Genomic DNA, 21,156 nt, shown 5'->3' with positions numbered 1-21,156 from the left:
TGAAATCTATAGGAGAATCTGCCTGTGAATGAAGATAAAGCGTCCGAGAAGGACGTAGCTGAGGTTGCCGCACGTGCGGGGAGAGCCTTCGAGCGTTTAGTGCACACGATGGCGACCCTGCGCGCGCCCGGCGGGTGTCCCTGGGATACCGAGCAGACTCATCAGTCCCTCATCCGGTTCCTGATTGAGGAATCCTATGAGGTTGTGGAGGCTGTCGAAGCACCCGAAGGCACAAACCTGCAGCTTTTACGTGAAGAGCTGGGCGATGTTCTGCTTCAGGTTCTCTTCCACGCCGATATTGCGGCAGCAGAACCGGGCGGCTTTACGATTGAGCAGGTGATTGAGGGCCTGGACACAAAACTTCACGATCGGCACCCGAATGTTTTCGGTGATTCTTCGGGCGAGTCCCGGATGACCGCCGCCGAGCAGCAGGTTTTCTGGGATGAGCTTAAGAAGAAGGAGAAATCCGATCGGGGTCCGCTTGACGGCATTCCTCCTCATCTGCCTGCGCTGGCCTTAGCGGCGAAGGCGATTGCTAAGGCTCGCAAGGCCGATATTGTGTTGCCGCCCGAGCCTACCTCCTTAGACGACGATCTTCCGTTTACCTATAGTGAAGAAGATTTTGGTGAGCTGCTTTTCTCCCTGGTGTGCCGCGCACGGCAGAATGGGCTGGATGCGGAACGCGCCCTGCGTACCTACACCCGTAAGTTCATTGAATACAATTCGTAGACTGTGGTAGAGCGAACGACCCGTCTGCGCCGCGTAAGCGGCAGCGGCGGGTTGTTCTGTGCTGCCATGAGCACTTTCTGCAACGTACCCCCCACTAAAGGTGTTGGATACCTTCATGAATCGCAAAAATTCCTGTTGTAACCGGTGTGTTTATGTGGGAGTTTTGCTAAAATTTTAGTTGTATACGACTTGAGCAGGCCGCGCCTATCCCGGGCGTTGACGCCGAGTGAGCCGTCCACATCCTTTACATTTTCAAGGAGCATTTTCATGGCTGTTATTACCGCTGTTCACGCCCGACAGATTCTAGATTCCCGCGGCAACCCGACCGTTGAGGTTGAGGTTCTGCTCGAAGACGGCGCTTTCGCACGCGCTGCTGTGCCTTCGGGCGCATCCACCGGTGAGTGGGAAGCGGTTGAGCGCCGCGATGGCGACAAGTCCGTATACTTGGGCAAGGGTGTTCTGGGTGCTGTCAAGTCTGTCATTGAAGAGATTTCGGAAGAAATTATCGGTATCGACGCCGCCGATCAGCGCACCGTCGATCAGGCCATGATTGCTCTGGATGCCACCAATAACAAGGGGAAGCTGGGCGCTAACGCAATTCTGGGCGTTTCTCTGGCCGTTGCTAAGGCTGCCGCAGAGTCCGCAGACCTTCCCCTCTACAAGTACCTGGGCGGCCCCAACGCCCACGTGCTTCCCGTTCCCATGATGAACATCCTCAACGGTGGTTCTCACGCAGACTCCAACGTTGATATTCAGGAGTTCATGATTGCTCCCATCGGTTTCGAGAACTACTCGGATGCGCTGCGCGCCGGTGTCGAGGTCTACCACTCGCTCAAGTCCGTGCTGCACGACCGTGGCCTTTCCACCGGTCTGGGCGATGAGGGTGGTTTCGCACCGAACCTTGAGTCCAACGCTGCGGCTCTTGACCTCATTATTGAGGCAATCGAGAAGGCTGGCTACAAGCCCGGCGAGCAGGTTGCTCTCGCACTGGATGTGGCATCCTCCGAATTCTACAACGACGGCGCCTACGAGTTTGAAGGTAAGAAGAAGTCCGCCGAAGAGATGAGCGCATACTATGCTGATCTTGTGGCGAAGTACCCGCTGGTTTCCATTGAGGACCCGCTGGATGAGAACGACTGGGCAGGCTACAAGACCCTGACTGAGCAGATCGGTGAGAAGGTTCAGATCGTCGGTGATGACCTGTTCGTGACCAACCCCGAGCGCCTTGAGAAGGGCATTAACGAGGGTGCGGCAAACGCTCTGCTGGTGAAGGTTAACCAGATTGGTTCGCTCACCGAGACCCTGGACGCTATGGAGTTGGCACAGCGCAGCGAATACCGCTGCATGGTTTCCCACCGTTCCGGTGAGACTGAGGACGTCACCATTGCCGACCTCGCTGTGGCAACTAACGCGGGTCAGATCAAGACCGGTGCACCCGCACGTTCCGAGCGTGTGGCCAAGTACAACCAGCTGCTGCGCATTGAGGAAGAGCTGGGCGATGCCGCTGTTTATGCTGGCAAGTCCGCATTCCCCCGTTTCAAGAAAGCATAAGTGCTCGGTAGCTTATAGGCTCATGTAGTAAGAGGGTGGCTATTCCCCGTGCGGGGGTGGCCACCCTCCGCCGTTGCCTGCACGGTTACTGCACGTAGCGGCGGGTACAGGATGCGGTGCCCGCCGGTAGAATAGAATGGTTACGGTCAGCGCGGTGAAGGGAGAGAGCAATGTCAGAACGGGACCGACAGAAGGATTCAGCTGCCTCGGCTTCTCGGGGCACACGACGCCCCGCTGGGGCACGTCAACACGCGGCGAAAAACCGGCCGTCCCGTTCCGCCCATACACCCGGCACCCCAAAAAACCGTGGACTGCGTAAACGCACCAAGTCGTCTCAGGCGAAGGGAGCAGGAACCTCCCGGAATAAGCAGGAGCAGCAGGACACGCAGCGGTCTCCCAGCACGGTAGGCACCCTCACCAGCGCCGTCATTGGGGCGGGCCGTTCTCCTCGGCGCGGTAAGGAAAGCCCGCAGTTAGCGCGCCAGAGGCGTATGATTCGTGAAGGCAGCAGTGATCAAGACCCGGATGAGCTGACGCCGATTGCTGCGCGCGGTTTTTCGGGTCAGTTCCTGGTGGGGGCGATTATTGTGGTTGCCCTGCTGGTGGGAACCTACCCGACGCTTAATAACTATTTCACGCAGCTGCGGGAGATCGAATCAACCCGTGAACACATCTCGCAGCTGCAGCGGGAGAACGCCCAGCTGAAGGTTGAGAAAACCTGGTGGGATGACGAGAACTATGTGCGTCAGCAGGCCCGCAGCAGGCTGTTCTACGTGAATGAGGGAGACACCCCATATGCGGTGACCGGCATTGACTCGAATAACACGCAGGTGGACGACACCTCTGCCTCGGCGAAAAACGCCCCCGATGATTCGTGGACAAATAAGATGTGGAACTCGGTGGAGAACCCGCAGGGTGCACAGAAGAAGCGGCAGTAGATTTTTAGTATTGAGGATAAATGAGCACTAAAGAAGACCTGATGAACCGTGTCCCTGAAGGGGTTGGGGTGACGGTTCAGACCCTCGTCCCCACTGAGCAGGATGTGCGGGTGCTATCGGCCCAGCTGGGCCGTAAAGTGCGGGATGTGGTTGAGGTTCCGGCACGGTGCGTGTGCGGTAACCCGCTGGTGGCAGCCACCGCCCCGCGATTAGCAAACGGCACCCCATTCCCGACCGTGTTCTACCTGGCCCACCCGGTCATTACTGCGGCGGCCTCTCGGCTGGAGGCTGGCGGTCTCATGTACGAGATGACCGATGAATTGGCGCAGAACCCGCAGCTGGCGCAGCAGTACCGTGCCGCGCATGAGAATTATCTGGCCGAGCGTGAGCGTATCCGCATTATTAGCGGCACTGACGAGGTTCCGGAGATTGATGGGATTTCGGCGGGGGGTATGCCTACCCGCGTCAAGTGTCTGCACGCCGTCATCGGCCACACTCTTTCGGTGGGGCGCGGGGTGAACCCGATGGGGGATAGGGCTTTGGATGCGATCTCCCCGTGGTGGACCCCCGATACGTGTGCCTGCGACCCCGCGTGGCGGCACGCTGATTAGCCGCCAGCTGCTGTGCATACCACCTGCAACGCTCAAACCCGGCAAAACCTAGATTGGAGCCTGAGATGCGCATTGGCGCTATAGACTGTGGCACGAACTCGATCCGCCTGCTGATCGCGGACGCAGCCGTCGAAACTGATGAAAACGGCAAGGAAACCACCCGCCTGAAGGATGTGGTGCGGCAGATGCGCATCGTGCGGCTGGGCCAAGGGGTGGACGCCACCGGCTGGTTGGCGCAGGAGGCGCTGGACCGCACTTTTGAGGCTGCCAGAGAGTACGCTCAGTTGCTTAAGGAGCACGGTGCAGACCGGGTGCGGTTCGTGGCGACCAGTGCCACCCGTGATGCCGGTAACCGTAAGGTTTTTATGGAGGGTATTCAGCAGATCTTGGGTATTGAGCCCGAGGTGATTAGCGGCACTGAGGAGGCCTCACTCTCATTCGCGGGTGCGATGCGTGCCGTTGGTGCGGGGGATAAGAACACGCTGGTGTTTGACCTAGGCGGTGGCTCTACCGAATTCGTGCTTGGCGGCGGCAGGGGAGCTGAGGCTAAGGTGATTTCCTCCCGAAGCGTGAACGTGGGGTGTGTGCGCCTGACCGAGCGGCATATGGTGTCCGCGCCAGTCACCGATGAGCAGGTGCGGCGGGTTGAGGCCGATACGGACGCCGCCATCGAAACCGTTGTAAGCTCTGTGCCGTTGAGCACCGCCACCCGCGCTGTGGCGGTGGCCGGTACCGCGACCACTCTCGCGGCTGCGGCATTGGGCTTAGAGACCTACGATTCCGAGGCGATTAACGGCACCTCATTGTCTCTTGAGACTGTTCAGTGTACCGCCCAGATGCTCCGTAGCATGACCCGCCAGGAGCGCGCCGAGCTGGGGTATATGCACCCCGGGCGGGTGGATGTGATCGGCGCTGGGGTGACTATTTATGCGAGGATCCTCACGCGTCTGAATGAGATTACTGACGGTGTGATTAATTCCGTAACAGTAAGTGAACATGACATCCTTGACGGCATTGCGCTTTCACAGTTATAGAGTGCAGAATACTTTACAAGGAGATCTAATTATTTAGGGAGGGACAATGGCGACTCACTGGAATAAGCGGCACGATGCGCAGCGGCTGGGCGCGGCACAACACGCCGAGACTCCCGCCTCAAAGGCACCGCTCCGGTTAGCGCACAGAGCTTTCGCCGTTGTCGCCTCCCTCACCCTAAGCGTTGGGGTGGCTGCCTCCGGCGGGTTTAACCCGGCTTTGGCGGCCCCCACACCGGGTTCCTCTGCAACCGCGTCCCCAACCCCTTCGAAATCGGCCCCAACCGCGCCTGAGGCCTCCGCACCGGCGGCCATAAACAGCACCAGCGCGGGGGATGATGTGCGCCAGCGCGAGTACTGGATTAACGATTACAAGTTCCCTGAGCTCTGGAATCAAAGCACCGGGCGCGGAGTGACTGTGGCAGTGATCGACACCGGCGTGGACGGCACACACCCTGACCTGGAAGGGAACGTCCTGAAAGGCCATGACGCCTCCGGCGTTGGCAGTTCAGACGGCTGGACAGGTTTGGGAACCGAGCCGATGCACGGTACCGAGGTTGCCTCCCTGATTGCCGGGCACGGGCACAACACCACAGGTGTGGCCCCTATCGCCGGGCAGCCGGGTAAACCCGCCGGCATCATTGGTGTGGCCCCGGAGGCAAAAATCCTGCCAGTATCCCTGAGCATGGGCACCGGCGGCGGTAAAAGCATTGATGAGCAGCTGCCGGAGGCGGTACGCTACGCCGTGGATAACGGGGCGCAGATCATTAACCTGTCGATCGGCTCTAATAAGGCGAGCTGGCCACGCAGCTGGGATGACGCGTTCAAGTACGCTGAGGAGAAAGGCGTGCTGGTGGTGGCTTCTGCCGGTAACCGCGGCAGCGGCATCACCCAGGTGGGGGCGCCAGCTACTATTCCGGGTGTGCTCACTGTTGGTAGTGTTGATAGCTCCCGGCGGGAATCATGGTCTTCTTCCTCTCAGGGGATTTCAATCGCTGTTGCCGCGCCCGGGGTGAATATGATCGCTGCCGCCCCGAACAATAAGTACATGCTGTGGTCGGGGTCGTCGGCTTCTGCGCCGCTGGTGTCGGGTTTGGCTGCGCTCATTAAAGCGAAATACCCTGAGCTGTCGGCCGCCCAGATTATTCAGCGTATTATTACCAGCGCCGATGATGCCGGGCCTGCTGGCCGTGACCCGTTGTACGGGTTCGGCATTATTAACCCTACGGCGGCGCTCGCAGAGGGTACGTCGTCGAATGCTGCGGAGAACCCCCTGGGGTCGATTAGTAACTGGATTGCGATCCACCGCAAGCAGGAGGTGAGCGCTCCGGAGCCGACGAGCTCCGAACCGGTGCACGAGGATGGGGAGAATATTCCCCAGGCTAAGGTGCCTGAACCGAGTGTTCCTCCTGAAGATTCGGGTGTTGTTCCGCCGCTGATTGTGGGTGGGCTGGCGCTGTGGTTATTGGCGATTACCAGCTTCACGGTGCACCGTCTGCATAAGATGCACCGGCATGTGCGTCGGCCGCATGTGCGGGATGAGAACTAAAAGTCGTCATAATTTTTTCGATTTGCCGTTTATTACAGGTTCATAAAGTGTGTGTTCACCTTATCAACCGCGTAGAATGATAGGTAAGTACAGAGCGCAAAATACGTACACCCGCAGGTTCTGTATTGTGATCCTGCGCTGTTAGGTGCATGTGTTTTTGGCTTGTCTCGTGCGATGCGCTATGCGGCGTGGCGTACGGGGTCTTTTCGTAGCCAGACCGCCTGCGCGCGGCGGCAGAATATAACCTAGGAAGTAGCATAATATGGCATTCACTAAGTTGGCTCAGGATCGTCCGCGTATCCTCATTGTCGGTGGCGGCTACGTCGGCTTCACCGTGGCGAAGAAGATTCAGAAAGCGGTCAAAGCCACCGGCGGGGTAGTGACCATCGTTGAGCCTAACCCCTACATGACCTACCAGCCGTTCCTGCCCGAGGTCGCTGCAGGTTCAATGGAGGGTCGTAACGCAACTGTTCCCCTGCGTCAGCATCTGCGTGATACTGAGATCATTCCCGGCCTTGTGGTTTCTGTGAACCATGCGGCGCGAACCGCTGTAGTTGAGCCCATTGATAGTGGTGAACCGTTCGAGCTGCAGTATGACGAGATTATTCTTGGTGCTGGTTCCGTCACTCGTGCTTTCCCGATTCCCGGCTTGGCTGAGGTCGCTATCGGTATGAAGACCGTTGAAGAGGCCGTTTCGGTGCGTAACTGGGTGCTGGAGCGTATTGAGGTTGCCTCCGTTCTTGAGGACGCGGATGCCCGCCGCCGCGCCCTGACGTTCGTTATTGTCGGTGGTGGTTTCGCCGGTGTTGAGACCATTTCTGAGCTTGAGGATATGGCGCGTGAAGCGGTCAACCGTAATGACCGCCTGACCCCCTCAGACCTGCGCTTTGTGATGATTGAGGCAGCCCCGCGCATTATGCCCGAGGTACCTGAAGACCGCGCTGAGAAGGTTGTGGCCGAGCTGAGGGCCCGCGGCATTGAGATTCTGCTCAATACCTCCCTCTCGGATGCTACTGGCGGTAACCTGCAGCTGATTAATATGGCTGATAAGTCTCCCGCTGGTGAGATCGATACCGATACTTTGATTTGGACCGCTGGTGTTGCTGCTTCCCCGATGCTGAAGAACACCGACTTCCCGATTGATGAGCGCGGCCGTGTGCGTGTGAACGCAGACCTGCGTGTTGCCGGGGACGCTGGTGTGGTTGAGGGCGCTTGGGCTGCTGGCGATAACGCCGCCGTACCTGATCTCTCCGGCGGCGGTGTGGGCGGTTTCTGCGTGCCGAACGCGCAGCATGCCTCCCGCCAGGCGCTGGTGCTGGCTAAGAACATTCTGGCGGCACGGCGCGGTGAGCCGCTGACTGACTACTACCACGAGACGATCGGTGTGGTGGCTGGTCTGGGCCTGTGGAAGGGCGTGGCGAACTTTAAGGGTAAGACCTTCGCCGGCCCGTTGGCGTGGATTATGCACCGCGGCTACCACGGCTCTGCGATCCCCACGACTGAGCGTACTGTGCGTGTTATGACTACTTGGGCACTCAACCAGCTCTTTGGCCGTGATACCACTACGATCCGCCGCCAGCGCACCCCGCGCCTGGCGTTCCAGGAGGCAACCGGTACCGCCCCGGCAAAGACGAAGGCCCACCTCTAATACGGTTTTCGGCGCCTAGGATTTGATACTGGCCCTCACTTCGTGCGAAAGTAGTGAGGGCCGGTTCAGGCCCCTATAGCCCAATTGGCAGAGGCAGCAGACTTAAAATCTGCCCAGTGTGGGTTCGAGTCCCACTGGGGGCACTGCTACTATGCAGCACATAAGCCCCACACGTACCGCGGTTTACCGTAACGTGTGGGGCTTTGCTGTACCCGGTCGGGGCCTGACCTGAGCCGTCTTTATGAATCAGTTTCTGCCCGGTCAAGATATACTGGGATGCTTGTCGTATCACCAGGCCTCTTGTATACGCTTTGGAGGCATAGCAGCGCCCTGCCAGCGGTGAGCGGCAGGGCGCTTTTAGGTAATAAAAGTGGTTTGTGAAGGTTGGTGGGTGTGCCTTGGCGCACCCGGCTTAAAGGGGGCTAGCTCTTCTTGGTGCCGCGGTGGGGCAGGAGCGCATCAATGGAGTATTTGCCGCCGCCGACGAGGATAAACATAATGGCCGCCATGCCCAGTACAAAGACGTACTCAAAACCGGCTCCGGTTTTCGGGTCGATGATGAAGGGGGCATTGACGTGAACAAAGATGTAGGCGCCCGCCATGGCGATGGTGATGGCTGCTGCTGCGATGCGTGTTCCGATACCCAGCAGCAGCATAATACCGCCGATGAGTTCGGCACCAATAGTGAAGTAGGCCGATAGTTCAGGGGCTGGAATACCCATTTTGGCGAAGATTGCTCCTTGCGCGGTGGGCCCATTGAGGAAGGCTTTTTGGAAGCCGTGCATGATGAATGTGAAGCCTAGTGCTAGGCGGAAAATAAGAAGACCGAGTGATGCAGTGCTGTCTTTAGTCATGAGAGTACCTTGCCAGAAATTTACTTTCCTTATCAAGTAAATATGAAAGAAAGGCCTCTGAATACAGATTATTCACAGCTAAATCACAGGTTTAGCGTGATGTGTATCTCAAAAATGGTGCGTGTATGAAGAAGCATGACATTTCATGAATAGTCACTCATGAGAGGCCGGTTCATACACGCACCAAAGAAGCAGCCGGTACTTTAGTGTTTCGTTGTCACCTCACAGGCCACACCATCACCATCTCGATCCAGCGCCGCCCGGTATCCCGGCTGTCCACGCCGAATAGGAGCTGCCCCGGCAGCCTGCGCCTCCGCACAGGTCTTGTAATACGTTCCTGCAGAATCGGGTTCCTGTGTAGGCGCTTGCACCCGAGCCTGCGGCGTACCCCGCGTGGGCTCAGTAATAGGGGAGGCCACGGGAGTGTGCTCAATGGTGCCTGAGTTTTCCGAGCTCACACAGTCATTGAGCATCCGTACCATTGCTTCCTTTTCGGCTGCCTTAACCCACAGCCCATACTTCGCCTTAATGCGCACCTGCTTCTCCACATAGATGCACCGGTACGCCTTATTAGCTGGCAGCCAGGTAGCCGCGTCCGCATCGCTCTTCTGCTGGTTGGCCGCCCCATCTACAGCGAGCAGATTATCGGGGTCATTTGCGAGTTCAATGCGCTGCTGCTTCGACAGCTCTTGCGCGCCTGTCTGCCACGCGTCAGACAGGGCTACTACGTGATCGATCTGCACCGCGCGGGAGGTGTCTTTTCCGCGTCTAAAGTGGATGCTTACCCCCGTATACGGATCCTCCAGGGTGCCGCTGAGCACTGTGCAGGCGCGTGTGCCTGGTTTAACCGTCACCTCGTACAGATCACGGCGCAGAATATCGTTGCGGGTATCGCATCCGTTACGGTCGGTGTCTGTCCAGGCATGCCCGAACTGATCCCGCGAATACCCGGTTTTGGGTGCGCGGCCCTTGACCGGTAGGGACTGCAGGGTTGTTAAGGCGCTGGCTGCATCTGATACATTCGCAGCTGGCAGTGCGGTTACGGGGTTGGTTTCCTGCTCGGGAGAGATTCCGGTATCGTGCGTCTGTTCTTCGGCGTCCTCTTCCTGGGTTTCAAAGGCCGCGGCTGGGCTGACATAGGGGGTGCTGCTGGGTGAAGATAACTGGTTGTGGGTACTTGCTGCAGTGGGTGAAGCGCTTGATGCTGTGGGTCCCTCCACTGTGACAGTTTCGGTGGAACACCCGCTTAGTATCAGTGCACATAGTACAGCGAATGAAGATATGGCTATAGTGGCCGGTTTTTGTGTGCGGCGAAAGCGCGCAGGCATAAGTTTTCCTTGAGTGAGTGAGCTATTGAGTGAGAGTGAGCTGGATGCCGTTCGCACCTGCGTGAGTTATCGGGTGATACAACAACGTATCGGTGCTAAAACATCCACATATATTATATAAAACCGACCCCGGCCCCACCGGCGAATTCGGTCACATGCGGAAGCTATTTTGCGTGTATCTGAACACGCATGAGTACCGTAGTGGGGAGTGCGTATAAAGCAGCGGTGCACAAATGACGAAACGGGATGTTTTTAGCGGGCTAAAGTTCTGATGGTAGCTTTCTTCATCGGCGAGAAACGGGTTATATGTATGTTTTACGCGGGGGTCCAGGGGCGGGGTGAGACTCCCTGCGGGCACGTAAGAAACAGGGCAAAAGCACCGGGTTTTGGTATCGCCGCTATTAGCCGTTGGTGGTGGTGATGTGAGAGCCTTAAACTTATCCACCCTTCATGGAACGGAAGAACTAGTATGCCCGAAATCTTTGCTGCCTCCTCGTCCGCGAACCCCAGAGTCACCCCGCGTCTAATTGCTGTTGATATGGACGGCACTTTCCTGACGGACGCTAAAACCTTCGACACCGACCGGTTTGAACGTATTCTGCCTCGCTTGCAGGCACACGGTATCTATTTTGTGGTGGCCAGCGGTAACACATACACCAAACTCATCGACTATATGAAAGGGTTTGAGAACCGGGGCATTATCTATATTGCTGAGAATGGCGCCTACCTTGCCGATGATTCGGGAGAGCTGGCCGTTCACCCTTTCAAAGAGGCAGATGTACCGCATGTGTATGAGGTGCTGGATACCCTGCCGCAGATTGGTGTGATTCTCTGTACAACTGAGGGTATTTTTATACCGCGCAACCGGCAGGGCGCTGTCACCAGTATTGTGCAGGACTATTTCGCTGCTCAAGGTCAGCCGGTTCCGCAGGGGCTTGACCCCTATTCTTTTGTTCTCATGTTCTACCCGAGTGCTGAGCGCATCACCGACTACTCTCAAGTGCGTGGGGAACTTATTAAAATCTCGGTGCAGACTGTTCGGGCTGATACCTACAGTGTGCTTGAGACTCTTCAGCGTGAGCTGCCGCCTCAGGTTATCCCTCTGGCCAGTGGCTTTGGCGCTATTGACCTAGTGCGTGAGGGAGTGAATAAGGCCGGTGGTCTGCGTGATCTATGCGAGCGTCTGAACGTACATCCGCAGGAAGTTCTAGCCTTTGGTGATGGCGATAATGACCGTGAGATGCTGGCTTTTGCCGGCACAGGGGTGGCGATGGGTCACGCGTCGCAGGCGCTGCGGGCGGTAGCAGATGAGGTTATCGGCTCGCATAATGACGGTGCTGTGCTGACCTACTGCGAAGAGCTGCTCGATGTTTTAGATGTGCAGAGTCTGCCTCAGGCTCCCAGCTCATGAGCATAATTCTTGGGGGGTGATCCCGCCGCCTCTTAGGAGAGGCAAGCTCTTATTACTCTCTTTGAATTCGCCCAGAACGTACTATCTGGTAACTTCGGGGAAGCTATTGGTAGGTTCTTTAGGTAAAATAGAAAAAATCTATATTTACCGGAGGGAAGAACATGGCGGGTAACCCGTTCATTAACTCAATTATTAAGAAAAACCGGCAGGGCGGTGACCCCCGCTTTGGCCGTTTTGGTGCCGGTGGGCAAGCTGCGCAGCAGAACCAGTACCCGCAGGGCCAGTACCAGCAGAACCCGTACGGGGCGCAGTATTCTAGCGAACCCCAGCAGTACCAGGGTGGCTACCCGCAGGGGTACGGCCAGCCTGAATACCAGAACCAGCCGGGATACGATCAGCAGTACGCTCAGCAGCCGGGCTACAGCCCGGTTATTGAGGGCGAACGCCTGACCATGAATGATGTCATCATGAAGACCGGGCTGAGCCTGGCCGTCGTGGTGCTTGGTGCAGCGGTGGGCTGGTATATGCCCATTCTCCTGGTTGTGGGCCTTATCGGTGGTCTGGTTCTTGGGCTGGTTAACGGTTTCAAGCGTAAGGTGTCGCCGGTTTTGGTGCTGGCATACGCTTTAGCTGAGGGTCTGCTCCTTGGCGGTCTTTCCGGCCTGCTCAATGCGCGGTACCCGGGTATCGCTCTTCAGGCTGTGATTGCCACCGTCGTGGTGTTTGGCACGCTTCTGGCACTGTTTGCAAACGGCAAGATTCGGGCCACCCCTAAACTCACCAAGATCTTCTTGGGCGCTTCGCTGGGGTACCTGGCGTTCTTCGTTGTCTCGTGGGGTGTCTCGCTCTTTACACACACCTCCCTCATGAACACCAGCGTTGCTGGCCTGCCGCTGGGGCTCATCGTGGGCGTGTTTGGCGTGGCTCTGGCATCGTACTCGCTGGTGCTTGATTTCACTAACACCACTGAGGCTGTTGAGGCGGGCCTGCCCGAGCGTGAGTCGTGGCGTTTGGCTTTCGGCCTGACCGCCTCCCTGGTGTGGCTGTACATTGAGATCCTGCGTATCCTCATGTACCTGGCAAGCATCTTTAGCGATAACTAAATAAGATGTTCAACCGGCGGTGCTTACCCCAAGCGCCGCCGGTTTTTCGTCTAAAGAACCCTGGTGGGGTACGGTTTATGGGGAGGGCACACCGTTCCATGATGTGCCCCGCTTGCGCTTTCGTGTAGCGAAATAATTGAGGAGAGCCGATGGGCCAAACACCCGATACGAACGATACAGCACCTACGAAAAATACTACGGTTCCTTTTGCCCTCGAGACCGCCGCCGCCTGGTCGTGGCGGCTGCTGGTGGTTGCCGGGGCAGGATGGGTTCTCTGGCAGGGGCTGGCGAAAGTATCCCTGCTCGTTATTTCGCTCATGGTTGCGGCTTTGCTGGCGGCCCTGCTAAGCCCCGCCGTGTACGCCCTGCGTAAACGCGGCGTACGCGCAGGTGCGGCTACCGCCATCGCCGAAATCGGCATGATTGTGGGTCTGCTGGCGCTGGTGGCGCTTACCGGGCAGCAGCTTGCCCAGGGGTTCGTCTCGTTATGGAGCAAAGCCCTCGAAGGGTACAACGAGCTGGTGCACTGGCTCGATAATATGGGGTACTCGCTTGGGGCGGAGCAGCTGAACCAGCTGCTGGAGCAGGGCAGGAAACTAGCCTCTGAGAACCCCAGCTCCATTGTCCGCGGGGTCTCTGAAGTGGGCAGCACCGCCGCCGAAGTGGCGACTGGAACTCTTATCACCCTGTTCACCCTCGTGTTTTTCCTCATGGAGGGCGAACGCATCTGGCTGTTTATTGTGGGACTTCTCCCGCGGCGGGCACGCGACGCTGTTAACGGTGCAGGGCGCGCTGGGTGGAAGTCCCTGGGCGCGTATGTGCGGGTGCAGATTCTTGTGGCCGCTATTGATGCGGTAGGTATCGGCATTGGTGCCGCAATCTTGGGCGTGCCGCTGGCCATACCATTGGGTGTGCTCGTGTTCCTGGGGTCGTTCATCCCCGTGATTGGTGCTTTACTCTCTGGAGCGGTGGCGGTTCTTCTGGCGCTGGTGGCCCTGGGACCGGTGCAGGCGCTCATTATGATCGGCATTGTGCTGCTGGTGCAGCAGCTTGAGTCGCACATCCTGCAGCCGCTGATTATGGGCAAGGCGGTGTCTTTGCACCCGCTGGCCGTGATCTTCGCGGTGGCCGGTGGGTCCATGATTTTCGGGGCTACGGGTGCGCTGTTCGCGGTTCCTGTGCTCGCTGTGGTCAATTCCGTGGTGCGGTACTTGGCCTCTCGCGGCTGGGAGAACGATCCGCAGCTACGTACCGAAGAGTTCCTTTTCCCGCACGAAGTGCGCCGTCGTGAAGCTGCCAAACGCCGCCGCGGTGCGGTTGAGGACGCTGCTGAGCGCGTTCGGGGGCGGGCACGCACAGCTGCTGGCCGTGACGAAGAACCCGCCGAGGAGCCTGCACTTGCAGAGCCTGCCTCCGCAGAAAATACTGATTCGCCCCAGGGTAAGAAACCCTCCCGGAAGCAGGGCAATAAGTAGCCGCTATTGTCGTGGTGTGGTGAGGCTTGTTCCAGTACTAAGCTGGGATGGGCCTCACCGTTTTATGCGGCGCAGGGCACGGTTTTATGTTCTCCGAATACGGTATGCATCCACTAAAATAGTCAATAGATGTGCCCACCTGCGAATGGAACGGACTGAACGTGAACGCACCCCTTGATGACCTGCCTGTAACCCTATCTGAGATTGAGTCAGCAGCTGAACTGCTCACGGGGGTTATTGAGCGCACACCGGTGGCGCATTCGCGGGCTTTAAGCCTCAAACTCGGTTCTGAGGTGTTCTTCAAATGCGAGAACCTGCAGCGTTCCGGCTCGTTTAAAGCACGCGGCGCGTATGTTCGCATGGCTAAACTTAGCGAGGCTGAGAAAGCACACGGTGTGGTGGCTGCATCGGCGGGAAATCACGCTCAGGGGGTGGCGATGGCGGCCGCTAAACTGGGCATTAAAGCGCGCATTTACATGCCGCTGGGCGCTGCCCTCCCCAAAATTACTGCCACCCGCGACCACGGCGCGGAGGTTGAGCTGCACGGCACCACCGTGGATGAGGCACTGGCCGAGGCAAAACGCTACGCCGAGGCAACCGGCGCGGTGTTCGTGCACCCCTTCGATAATGAGGATATTATCGCCGGGCAGGGCACCATTGGGCTTGAGATCCTGGAGCAGGTGCCCGACGTAGACACCATCATTGTGGGCGTGGGCGGCGGCGGCCTGCTGGCAGGGCTCTCCACGGCGGTACGCGCTAAAGAAGCCCAACTGGGTAAGAAAATCCGTATTATTGGTGTTCAGGCTGAGCACGCGGCCGCATACCCGCTATCGCTGGCAGCAGATGCGCTGGTGCCATTGAAGAAGGTCTCTACCATCGCTGACGGTATTGCGGTGGGGCGCCCCGGCCAGCTGCCGTTCTCCATCATTAAAGAGCTGGTGGATGATGTGGCGACGGTGAGTGAGGACGACATCGCCCGTGCCCTCATCTTCCTCATGGAACGCAATAAGCTGGTGGTGGAGCCTGCCGGGTCGGTACCGGTGGCGGCACTGATGAACGGCAAACTCAAGGAAGAATACGGCGAGCTGGGCACTGTAGTGTGCGTGCTCTCGGGCGGTAATATCGATCCGATGCTCATGCTGAAAGTGATTCAGCGCGGCCTTTCGGCGGCAGGCCGGTACATGACAATTAAGATGATGCTCTCCGACCGTCCGGGCGAGCTGGCAACAATCTCACGCATTATCTCTGAGAACGATGCGAATGTCACCGGTGTGGACCACACGCGAGTGGGCGGATCCTTATCAATGGGTGACGTTTCAATCACGATCGATATGGAAACCAACGGCACTGAGCACTGCAACCGCGTCATTTCGGCCCTTGAGGAGGAGGGCTTCCGCCCGATTATCGTCTACTAAAGACCCGGGCGTGGGCTGCCCCCACACTATACCAACCGGTACCGTTGTGACCCTGTCGGTGCTGCAACGGGGCGGGGCTTGCATCCTGCCCGGGTGCCGCCGTACTAGAGCAGGTCAAGAACTTTCACACTGTCCGTATCGCGTACAGTGAGGTCCTCCACCGGGACTTCCTTAAGGTAGAGCTTGTTCCCGCCCCGAATCTCGTACTGATACATTCTGCGGTTGAGCGCATCAAAGACATACCCCAGATAGTGCCCTACCACATGATCCCGGGTGTCTTCGATGAAGTCTGTAATGAACAGGTGCTGTTTCTCCACCCCGATACGTGCGGCCATTTTAGCGAATTCCGCAGGAAAATCCTCCGGAAACAGCCGGGTGAGGTCCATAATATCCTGCAGAAAAATCTCGAGGGGAATATCATCAAAAGCTACAGGTTCCATAGTTTTCCTTAAGAGGGGATATTGCAAGTGATACGCCCGAAACGGCCAGGGGAGCGGGCACTTGAAGGTGGGCTATAACGGTTACATAAAAACCCGGACTAAACGAGTAGCCCGGGTTTTCGTCTGAAACCTTTTTGCGCCCAGAGCTTAGCCCTGGAACGGGGTGACCGAAATAATTTTAGCCACCAGATCGTTGCCGTTGGGTGCCTGGTAGGTGACCTCTTCACCCTGCTTGTGCCCCAGGATAGCCGCGCCCATGGGGGACTTTTCACTGAACACCTTCAGGTCACTGCCTTCTGGCAGGGTGCTTTCAACCTCGCGGGAGCCTAGCAGGAACTTCATGGGACGCCCAGCAATCTCTGCCTCGATCACCATACCGAGCGCAACCACCCCGTCGTCGCTGGGGGCCTCACCCACGTTAGCGTTCTCTAGCAGGTGGGTGAGCTGCTTAATGCGGGCCTCATTCTTGCCCTGCTCGTCGCGTGCGGCATGGTAGCCGCCATTCTCACGCAAATCTCCTTCGTCGCGTGCGGCGGCGATGCGCTCCACGATCTCCTGACGGTAAGGGCCTGAGAGGTGGTCAAGTTCTTCTTTTAGGCGGTCGTAGGCATCCTGCGTCAGCCATGCACCATTGTTCTCGGTTGCTGCCATTGTTTTCCTTCGGTTGTGCGCCGGGCACGCCGGTGCGGGTGTGGGGCATACAGCCCCCTTTCGACTCTAGCCATTCTAAGACAGATGTGAGTCAGAGCTAAACCGGGGCACTTTCCCCACCCCTAAATCCTGCAAGAAATGATGTGCTGGTTGGGATAGCTAGGGGAGTCAGAAAGTACGCTGGCGGCTACTTCTTACGGCACGAATCCACGGTCACGGTGGTCGCCTCAGAAAGGATACGTAAACTCACGCTGTGCCGGCTCACCCGCTCATTACCCTGTTCGGCAGTATTCGGCGGAATCTCAACTTCAGTCCAGCCCACCGGAACACGCGAAGAGTTCAAAGCTTTGACCGAACAGATGGCCGCATCGTGCGGGTTTTTTGAGAGTTCAAACTCGCCGGATGCCTCATCGTGACTCACCAGCGTGAACCCCATGTCGCGGGCGCTGGGGCGTGCGGCGGCATCCGTCTGAACCCAAAACACGAAAGCCCCCGCCAGCAGGGTCACCACAGCAGCTAGGGCCACCCACAGGCGGGTGGGAACTGTGCGGCGGGGCCTGGGGGAGCGGCCGTAACGGTCAGCCAGGTTTGGTGATGCCGGTGCGCCCGTAGCGGAAATTTTCGGGGTTTCCTCAACGGCGGGATGATGACGGTGAGCGTCTGCGGTCATAAATACCTCCCAGCCGGTGCATTAACAGTCATTGACGGGTTTCCTGTAACAACGGTTACAGCCGTTCATAAAGCGTCACGAGTACTAGGCACACGACGCGAATCTTCGGTACTATGTCACAACGAAGCGGTTATGTGCCTCTTCCATTTTAGTCCCTGAGCGGATACCACACAGACGGCACTAGATACTTGAAGGAACACACACGTGAGCGACGCTGTAGCAAGACTAAAAGCCCAGCTCCCCGAGCACCCCTCGGTGGATGAACTGACCCCTCTCGCAGATGATTACACAGGCCTGCGTATCCTCGCAGTTCACGCCCACCCTGACGATGAGTCGTCTAAAGGTTCTGCCTCAGCAGCCGCATACACCGATAGGGGCGCCCGCTACATGGTCGCCACCATGACCGGCGGTGAACGTGGAGACATCCTGAATGAAGAGATTAAACACAGCCCCCGCGACCACCGTGACCTTCCAGGGATGCGCCGCAGCGAAATGGCTGCCGCCGCGAAGGCGATCGGTATTGAGCACCGTTGGATGGGGTTTGTGGATTCTGGCCTGCCCGAGGGTGACCCTATGCCTCCGCTACCTTTTGGGTGCTTTGGGGTGCAGCCCCTTGAACGTGCGGCGGCACCGCTGGTGCGCCTGGTGCGCGAGTACCGCCCGCATGTGATGATCAGTTACGACGAGATCGGCGGGTACCCGCACCCCGACCATATTATGAGCCACAAAGTCGCTGTTGAGGCATACGAGAAAGCCGGTGACCCCGAAGCATACGTGGGGGAGGGGCAGCCGTGGGCGCCCCTGAAACTCTACTACGACCGTGCGTTTAATCCTGAACGGTTGGTTGCGGGACACGAATTTCTCATGGCTCGTGACGGGCAGAGCGTATTTTCGGGGTGGATAGAAAACCTGGTTGATCAGGTCAGTACAGAAGGAATCCGTCACGAAAGCACCACGCGTATCCCCAGCTCCGCCTATTTCGACCGGCGCGACCAAGCGATGCTGGCCCACGCCTCACAAATCGACCCGAACGGCGCATTTTTTGCGATTCCTACAGAGGACGTGAAGAAGGTATGGCCGTGGGAAGACTACACGCTGATCGCCTCACGGGTGCCGGTGGACCTGCCGGAGTGCTGCCTCGCCGACGGGCTGGATTATAAGGCGGCTGGCTAAAAGAGCCAGCGGAGGCACCCGCCCCAATCACGCCGCCCAGTACGAGCCACCGGGGTATTGAACTTCAGGTGATGCGCCGTTCGCCGCGCCGTCTGCCACCGGCTAACCCGAACCCTATTTTGGGGTTATTCCCAGGTGCCATATGTGCAGGATAGCTTGTGCCGCGCAATTGAGCGCGTAGAATGAAAGCTTAGACTTTATCCGCGCCGCACGGCTGAAGGTAACGCAGGAGAACCATGAGCCTTTTCGTTCTGAACGCTCTATTCGACGTCACACATGCCGTTCTGCAAGCTGCCCCCGAGGTAACTCCAGCTTCGAACCCTGACGGCAGTCCCGCCGGTTCCCCCGGTATCGGCGGATTTTTTGCGACCGCACTTTTGAGCCTGCTCGTGGTTGCCCTCGGCGTTGATATGACCCGCCGCACCCGCCGCCTCAGGTACCGTGCCCAGTACGCCGCCGCCCGGGAAGCGGAGCTAGCTGCCGCATCAGAACACGAGGGGGAAACACCCAACGAACCAGCTAAAGCTGGGGAGGATACCGCAACGGTAACCAAGGATGAGGTGGCCCGTGAGCGCCACTAATACCGCCATGATCCCGGTCATCACCGTACACGGTATAGCCGCCGAACCGGGCGTGACACCCGCCCCGAGCGTTTATGAACGTTCCCTCATTGACTCTTTAGCAGCACAGTCGCTGCCCGAGCACATTGGGGTGCTGGTGGACGGCAACCGCCGGTGGGCGGCCCAACGCGGACTGAGTACCCGTGAAGGACACGCCGCAGGGGCAGAACGCATTATTGATTTTTTGGGGTGGTGCACCGAGCTGAACATCCCGCGAGTAACCCTTTACATGCTCTCCACCGAGAACCTCAAACGCCCCGCCGGGGAACTGAGCGGCTTAATCAGCGTGATTGACGAGTTCCTTAACCGGCTGGTGGCCAGCCGCGTAGGCCCCGTGAACGCGGTAGGAAACATCGCCATGCTACCGCAGAGCCTGCGCGCCACCTTAGAACAGGCTATAACAGCCACCTCAACGCTGCCCGGGGTGCAGGTAAATATTGCGGTTGGTTACGGTGGGCGCCAAGAGATCGCCGATGCGGTGCGTGAGCTGCTGCGTGACGCCGCCGCCGCAGGAACCTCCGTGCAGGAGCTGGCCGCCTCCCTGAACGTCACCGACATTAACCAGCGGCTGTATACGCGCGGAATGCCCGACCCCGACCTGCTGATCCGCACCTCGGGGGAGCAGCGCCTCTCGGGGTTTATGACCTGGCAGAGCGCATACTCAGAACTGTACTTCTGCCGTGCCCTGTGGCCCGATTTCACGCGCGTGGACTTTCTGCGGGCGCTGCGCGACTACGCGGGCCGTAACCGCCGGTTCGGATCCTAAGTCAGCTGCTGCCTGACTCCGTCAGGGGCTGTTCCGTACCGTTGCCAAGCATCAGGTACCGTTAATGGTTAGTGAGGTCATACCAGGGTAAGGCGGGCGCATGTACCAGGAAATCACCACCCTACTGCACGGCGGCGGCTGGTTAACCGTCTCCGCTGTGCTGCTGATACTGTACTGCCTGCACACCCTCATACAGGGGATACGGCTGTGGCGCGTGGACGTGCGTGAGCACCGCCTGCCGCGCAGTATCGTGTACTCAATGGTTCTGAGCACCTACACCGCCCTTCCCCTCGTGCTCCTCATGAAAGGGGATGCAGGTGCTATCGGCCGGGTATTCCTGGGTGGGGCGGTACTGTGGGTTTTCTACCTGCTGATGCGCGTCCTCTCGTTTGGGGCTCTCGGGCGCGGAGATGTGCGGCTCGCTCTTGCACTTGGTGGGGCGCTCGCCTATTTTTCGATGGTGAACCTGGTGTGGGCTTCGCTTGTTACCTTCATTGTGGGTGGGATGTTCTCCTTGGCGCTGGTTCTGTTCGGTATGGCCCGCAGCGGCACGCGTGTAGCGTTCGGGCCGTTCATGCTTTTAGGGGCGCTCACCGGGTGGGTGTGGCCCGCCTACACCCTGTTCTAGGCGGCGCAGTAACCGCCGTACTATCGAGTTAAGAAGGAGGGGCATTAAGTGCCAACCCCCGAATACATCCTCACTCTGCGGGAGAAAATCGGTCATGACTACCTGTGGCTTTCGGGCGCTACGGCTGTTATCCGCCGCGACTCTGACCACCGTGTGCTGCTGGTGCGCCGCAGCGACAACGGCGCGTGGACACCCGTGACGGGTATCGTGGACCCCGGCGAGAACCCCGCACTGACATGCCTTCGGGAGGCGCATGAAGAGGCGGGGGTGAAGATTGAGGTGCTTGCGCTCGCGCAGCTCAAAGCCGACCCCGCCATGCGGTTCGGTAACGGGGACCGGTGCCAGTTTCTGGATCACACGTTTTTGTGCCGCTGGGTTGCTGGTGATGCGCGCGTCAATGATGACGAATCCACCCAGGTGCGCTGGGCGGATATGACGGACCCGACCGAGCGGGCCATGCTCTCAGAAAGGATGCTTGACCGTATTGATGCAGCCTTAGGCTATGACGGCCACTGCAGGTTTGGGTACGAATCGGTGTCTCCGAAGGGGTAAACGGCACCATCTT

General features: G+C 58.4%; 21 protein-coding genes and 1 tRNA gene. 17 read left to right on the top strand and 5 right to left on the bottom strand.

What is annotated here, in order from left to right; translation table 11 throughout:
* The first annotated feature begins 24 nt into the window (after positions 1 to 24).
* The 8 genes from I6I94_RS03910 (at position 25) to I6I94_RS03875 (ending at position 8,200) form a co-directional block, all read left to right on the top strand.
* Positions 25 to 729 carry a MazG nucleotide pyrophosphohydrolase domain-containing protein gene (locus I6I94_RS03910; protein ID WP_128087517.1) on the top strand — a complete coding sequence of 235 codons (705 nt, stop codon included), beginning with the start codon at positions 25 to 27 and terminating at the stop codon, positions 727 to 729.
* Positions 730 to 996: 267 nt separating this feature from the next.
* Positions 997 to 2,280, top strand: a complete 1,284-nt coding sequence (eno, locus tag I6I94_RS03905) for a phosphopyruvate hydratase (RefSeq protein WP_128087518.1) — start codon at positions 997 to 999, stop codon at positions 2,278 to 2,280.
* A 170-nt stretch (positions 2,281 to 2,450) separates the two neighbouring features.
* Positions 2,451 to 3,218, top strand: a complete 768-nt coding sequence (locus tag I6I94_RS11405; RefSeq protein ID WP_236588930.1) for an FtsB family cell division protein — start codon at positions 2,451 to 2,453, stop codon at positions 3,216 to 3,218.
* Positions 3,219 to 3,238: 20 nt separating this feature from the next.
* Complete coding sequence (locus I6I94_RS03895; RefSeq protein ID WP_023133788.1) at positions 3,239 to 3,829, top strand: DUF501 domain-containing protein; 591 nt, start codon at positions 3,239 to 3,241, stop codon at positions 3,827 to 3,829.
* A gap of 65 nt (positions 3,830 to 3,894) precedes the next feature.
* On the top strand, positions 3,895 to 4,863 hold the full coding sequence (locus tag I6I94_RS03890) for a Ppx/GppA phosphatase family protein (RefSeq protein WP_201620907.1): 969 nt from the start codon (positions 3,895 to 3,897) through the stop codon (positions 4,861 to 4,863).
* A 46-nt stretch (positions 4,864 to 4,909) separates the two neighbouring features.
* Positions 4,910 to 6,409 (top strand): S8 family peptidase, encoded by a 1,500-nt coding sequence (locus I6I94_RS03885; RefSeq protein WP_128087519.1) that lies wholly within the window; start codon positions 4,910 to 4,912, stop codon positions 6,407 to 6,409.
* 262 nt (positions 6,410 to 6,671) lie between these two features.
* Positions 6,672 to 8,057 carry an NAD(P)/FAD-dependent oxidoreductase gene (locus tag I6I94_RS03880; protein WP_126926621.1) on the top strand — a complete coding sequence of 462 codons (1,386 nt, stop codon included), beginning with the start codon at positions 6,672 to 6,674 and terminating at the stop codon, positions 8,055 to 8,057.
* A gap of 69 nt (positions 8,058 to 8,126) precedes the next feature.
* A tRNA-Leu gene (locus I6I94_RS03875) sits at positions 8,127 to 8,200 on the top strand.
* A gap of 279 nt (positions 8,201 to 8,479) precedes the next feature.
* Here the strand turns inward: I6I94_RS03875 and I6I94_RS03870 are convergent.
* Together I6I94_RS03870 and I6I94_RS03865 are read right to left on the bottom strand one after the other, a co-directional pair.
* The gene (locus I6I94_RS03870; protein WP_037232623.1) at positions 8,480 to 8,911 is read right to left on the bottom strand and encodes a DoxX family protein; all 432 of its coding nucleotides are present in this window, start codon (positions 8,909 to 8,911) and stop codon (positions 8,480 to 8,482) included.
* Between the two features lie 203 nt (positions 8,912 to 9,114).
* Positions 9,115 to 10,131 carry a GmrSD restriction endonuclease domain-containing protein gene (locus I6I94_RS03865; protein ID WP_128087520.1) on the bottom strand — a complete coding sequence of 339 codons (1,017 nt, stop codon included), beginning with the start codon at positions 10,129 to 10,131 and terminating at the stop codon, positions 9,115 to 9,117.
* Between the two features lie 577 nt (positions 10,132 to 10,708).
* Between I6I94_RS03865 and I6I94_RS03860 the strand changes: the two genes are divergently transcribed.
* The 4 genes from I6I94_RS03860 (at position 10,709) to ilvA (ending at position 15,643) form a co-directional block, all read left to right on the top strand.
* Complete coding sequence (locus I6I94_RS03860) at positions 10,709 to 11,650, top strand: HAD family hydrolase (RefSeq protein ID WP_128087521.1); 942 nt, start codon at positions 10,709 to 10,711, stop codon at positions 11,648 to 11,650.
* Positions 11,651 to 11,811: 161 nt separating this feature from the next.
* Complete coding sequence (locus I6I94_RS03855) at positions 11,812 to 12,753, top strand: Bax inhibitor-1/YccA family protein (protein ID WP_023133799.1); 942 nt, start codon at positions 11,812 to 11,814, stop codon at positions 12,751 to 12,753.
* Positions 12,754 to 12,902: 149 nt separating this feature from the next.
* Positions 12,903 to 14,228 carry an AI-2E family transporter gene (locus I6I94_RS03850; RefSeq protein ID WP_128087522.1) on the top strand — a complete coding sequence of 442 codons (1,326 nt, stop codon included), beginning with the start codon at positions 12,903 to 12,905 and terminating at the stop codon, positions 14,226 to 14,228.
* Between the two features lie 161 nt (positions 14,229 to 14,389).
* Positions 14,390 to 15,643, top strand: a complete 1,254-nt coding sequence (gene ilvA / locus I6I94_RS03845; RefSeq protein WP_023133801.1) for a threonine ammonia-lyase — start codon at positions 14,390 to 14,392, stop codon at positions 15,641 to 15,643.
* Positions 15,644 to 15,747: 104 nt separating this feature from the next.
* Here the strand turns inward: ilvA and I6I94_RS03840 are convergent, their stop codons facing one another.
* The 3 genes from I6I94_RS03840 to I6I94_RS03830 form a co-directional block, all read right to left on the bottom strand.
* On the bottom strand, positions 15,748 to 16,083 hold the full coding sequence (locus I6I94_RS03840) for a hypothetical protein (RefSeq protein ID WP_128087523.1): 336 nt from the start codon (positions 16,081 to 16,083) through the stop codon (positions 15,748 to 15,750).
* 147 nt (positions 16,084 to 16,230) lie between these two features.
* The gene (gene greA, locus I6I94_RS03835) at positions 16,231 to 16,734 is read right to left on the bottom strand and encodes a transcription elongation factor GreA (protein WP_006888257.1); all 504 of its coding nucleotides are present in this window, start codon (positions 16,732 to 16,734) and stop codon (positions 16,231 to 16,233) included.
* 187 nt (positions 16,735 to 16,921) lie between these two features.
* Positions 16,922 to 17,404 (bottom strand): DUF4307 domain-containing protein, encoded by a 483-nt coding sequence (locus I6I94_RS03830; RefSeq protein ID WP_201620906.1) that lies wholly within the window; start codon positions 17,402 to 17,404, stop codon positions 16,922 to 16,924.
* A 204-nt stretch (positions 17,405 to 17,608) separates the two neighbouring features.
* Here I6I94_RS03830 and mca point away from each other — a divergent pair, with 204 nt between their 5' ends.
* From mca to I6I94_RS03805, 5 genes are all read left to right on the top strand, one after another.
* Entirely contained in the window at positions 17,609 to 18,577 is a 969-nt protein-coding gene (gene mca, locus I6I94_RS03825) for a mycothiol conjugate amidase Mca (protein ID WP_201620905.1), read from the top strand.
* Between the two features lie 236 nt (positions 18,578 to 18,813).
* Positions 18,814 to 19,158: a hypothetical protein gene (locus I6I94_RS03820; RefSeq protein ID WP_023133805.1), complete on the top strand. Its 345-nt coding sequence runs from the start codon at positions 18,814 to 18,816 to the stop codon at positions 19,156 to 19,158.
* 7 nt (positions 19,159 to 19,165) lie between these two features.
* The gene (uppS, locus tag I6I94_RS03815) at positions 19,166 to 19,963 is read left to right on the top strand and encodes a polyprenyl diphosphate synthase (protein ID WP_201620989.1); all 798 of its coding nucleotides are present in this window, start codon (positions 19,166 to 19,168) and stop codon (positions 19,961 to 19,963) included.
* 100 nt (positions 19,964 to 20,063) lie between these two features.
* Positions 20,064 to 20,591, top strand: a complete 528-nt coding sequence (locus I6I94_RS03810) for a prepilin peptidase (protein ID WP_128087525.1) — start codon at positions 20,064 to 20,066, stop codon at positions 20,589 to 20,591.
* Positions 20,592 to 20,639: 48 nt separating this feature from the next.
* Positions 20,640 to 21,143, top strand: a complete 504-nt coding sequence (locus I6I94_RS03805) for an NUDIX hydrolase (RefSeq protein ID WP_201620904.1) — start codon at positions 20,640 to 20,642, stop codon at positions 21,141 to 21,143.
* Positions 21,144 to 21,156: the final 13 nt, after the last annotated feature.

The sequence above is a fragment of the Rothia aeria genome, assembly GCF_016726365.1.
Lineage (GTDB): Bacteria > Actinomycetota > Actinomycetes > Actinomycetales > Micrococcaceae > Rothia > Rothia aeria.
Note: the sequence above shows the minus strand (reverse complement) of the source record. Positions and strands in the feature narration are given on the sequence as shown.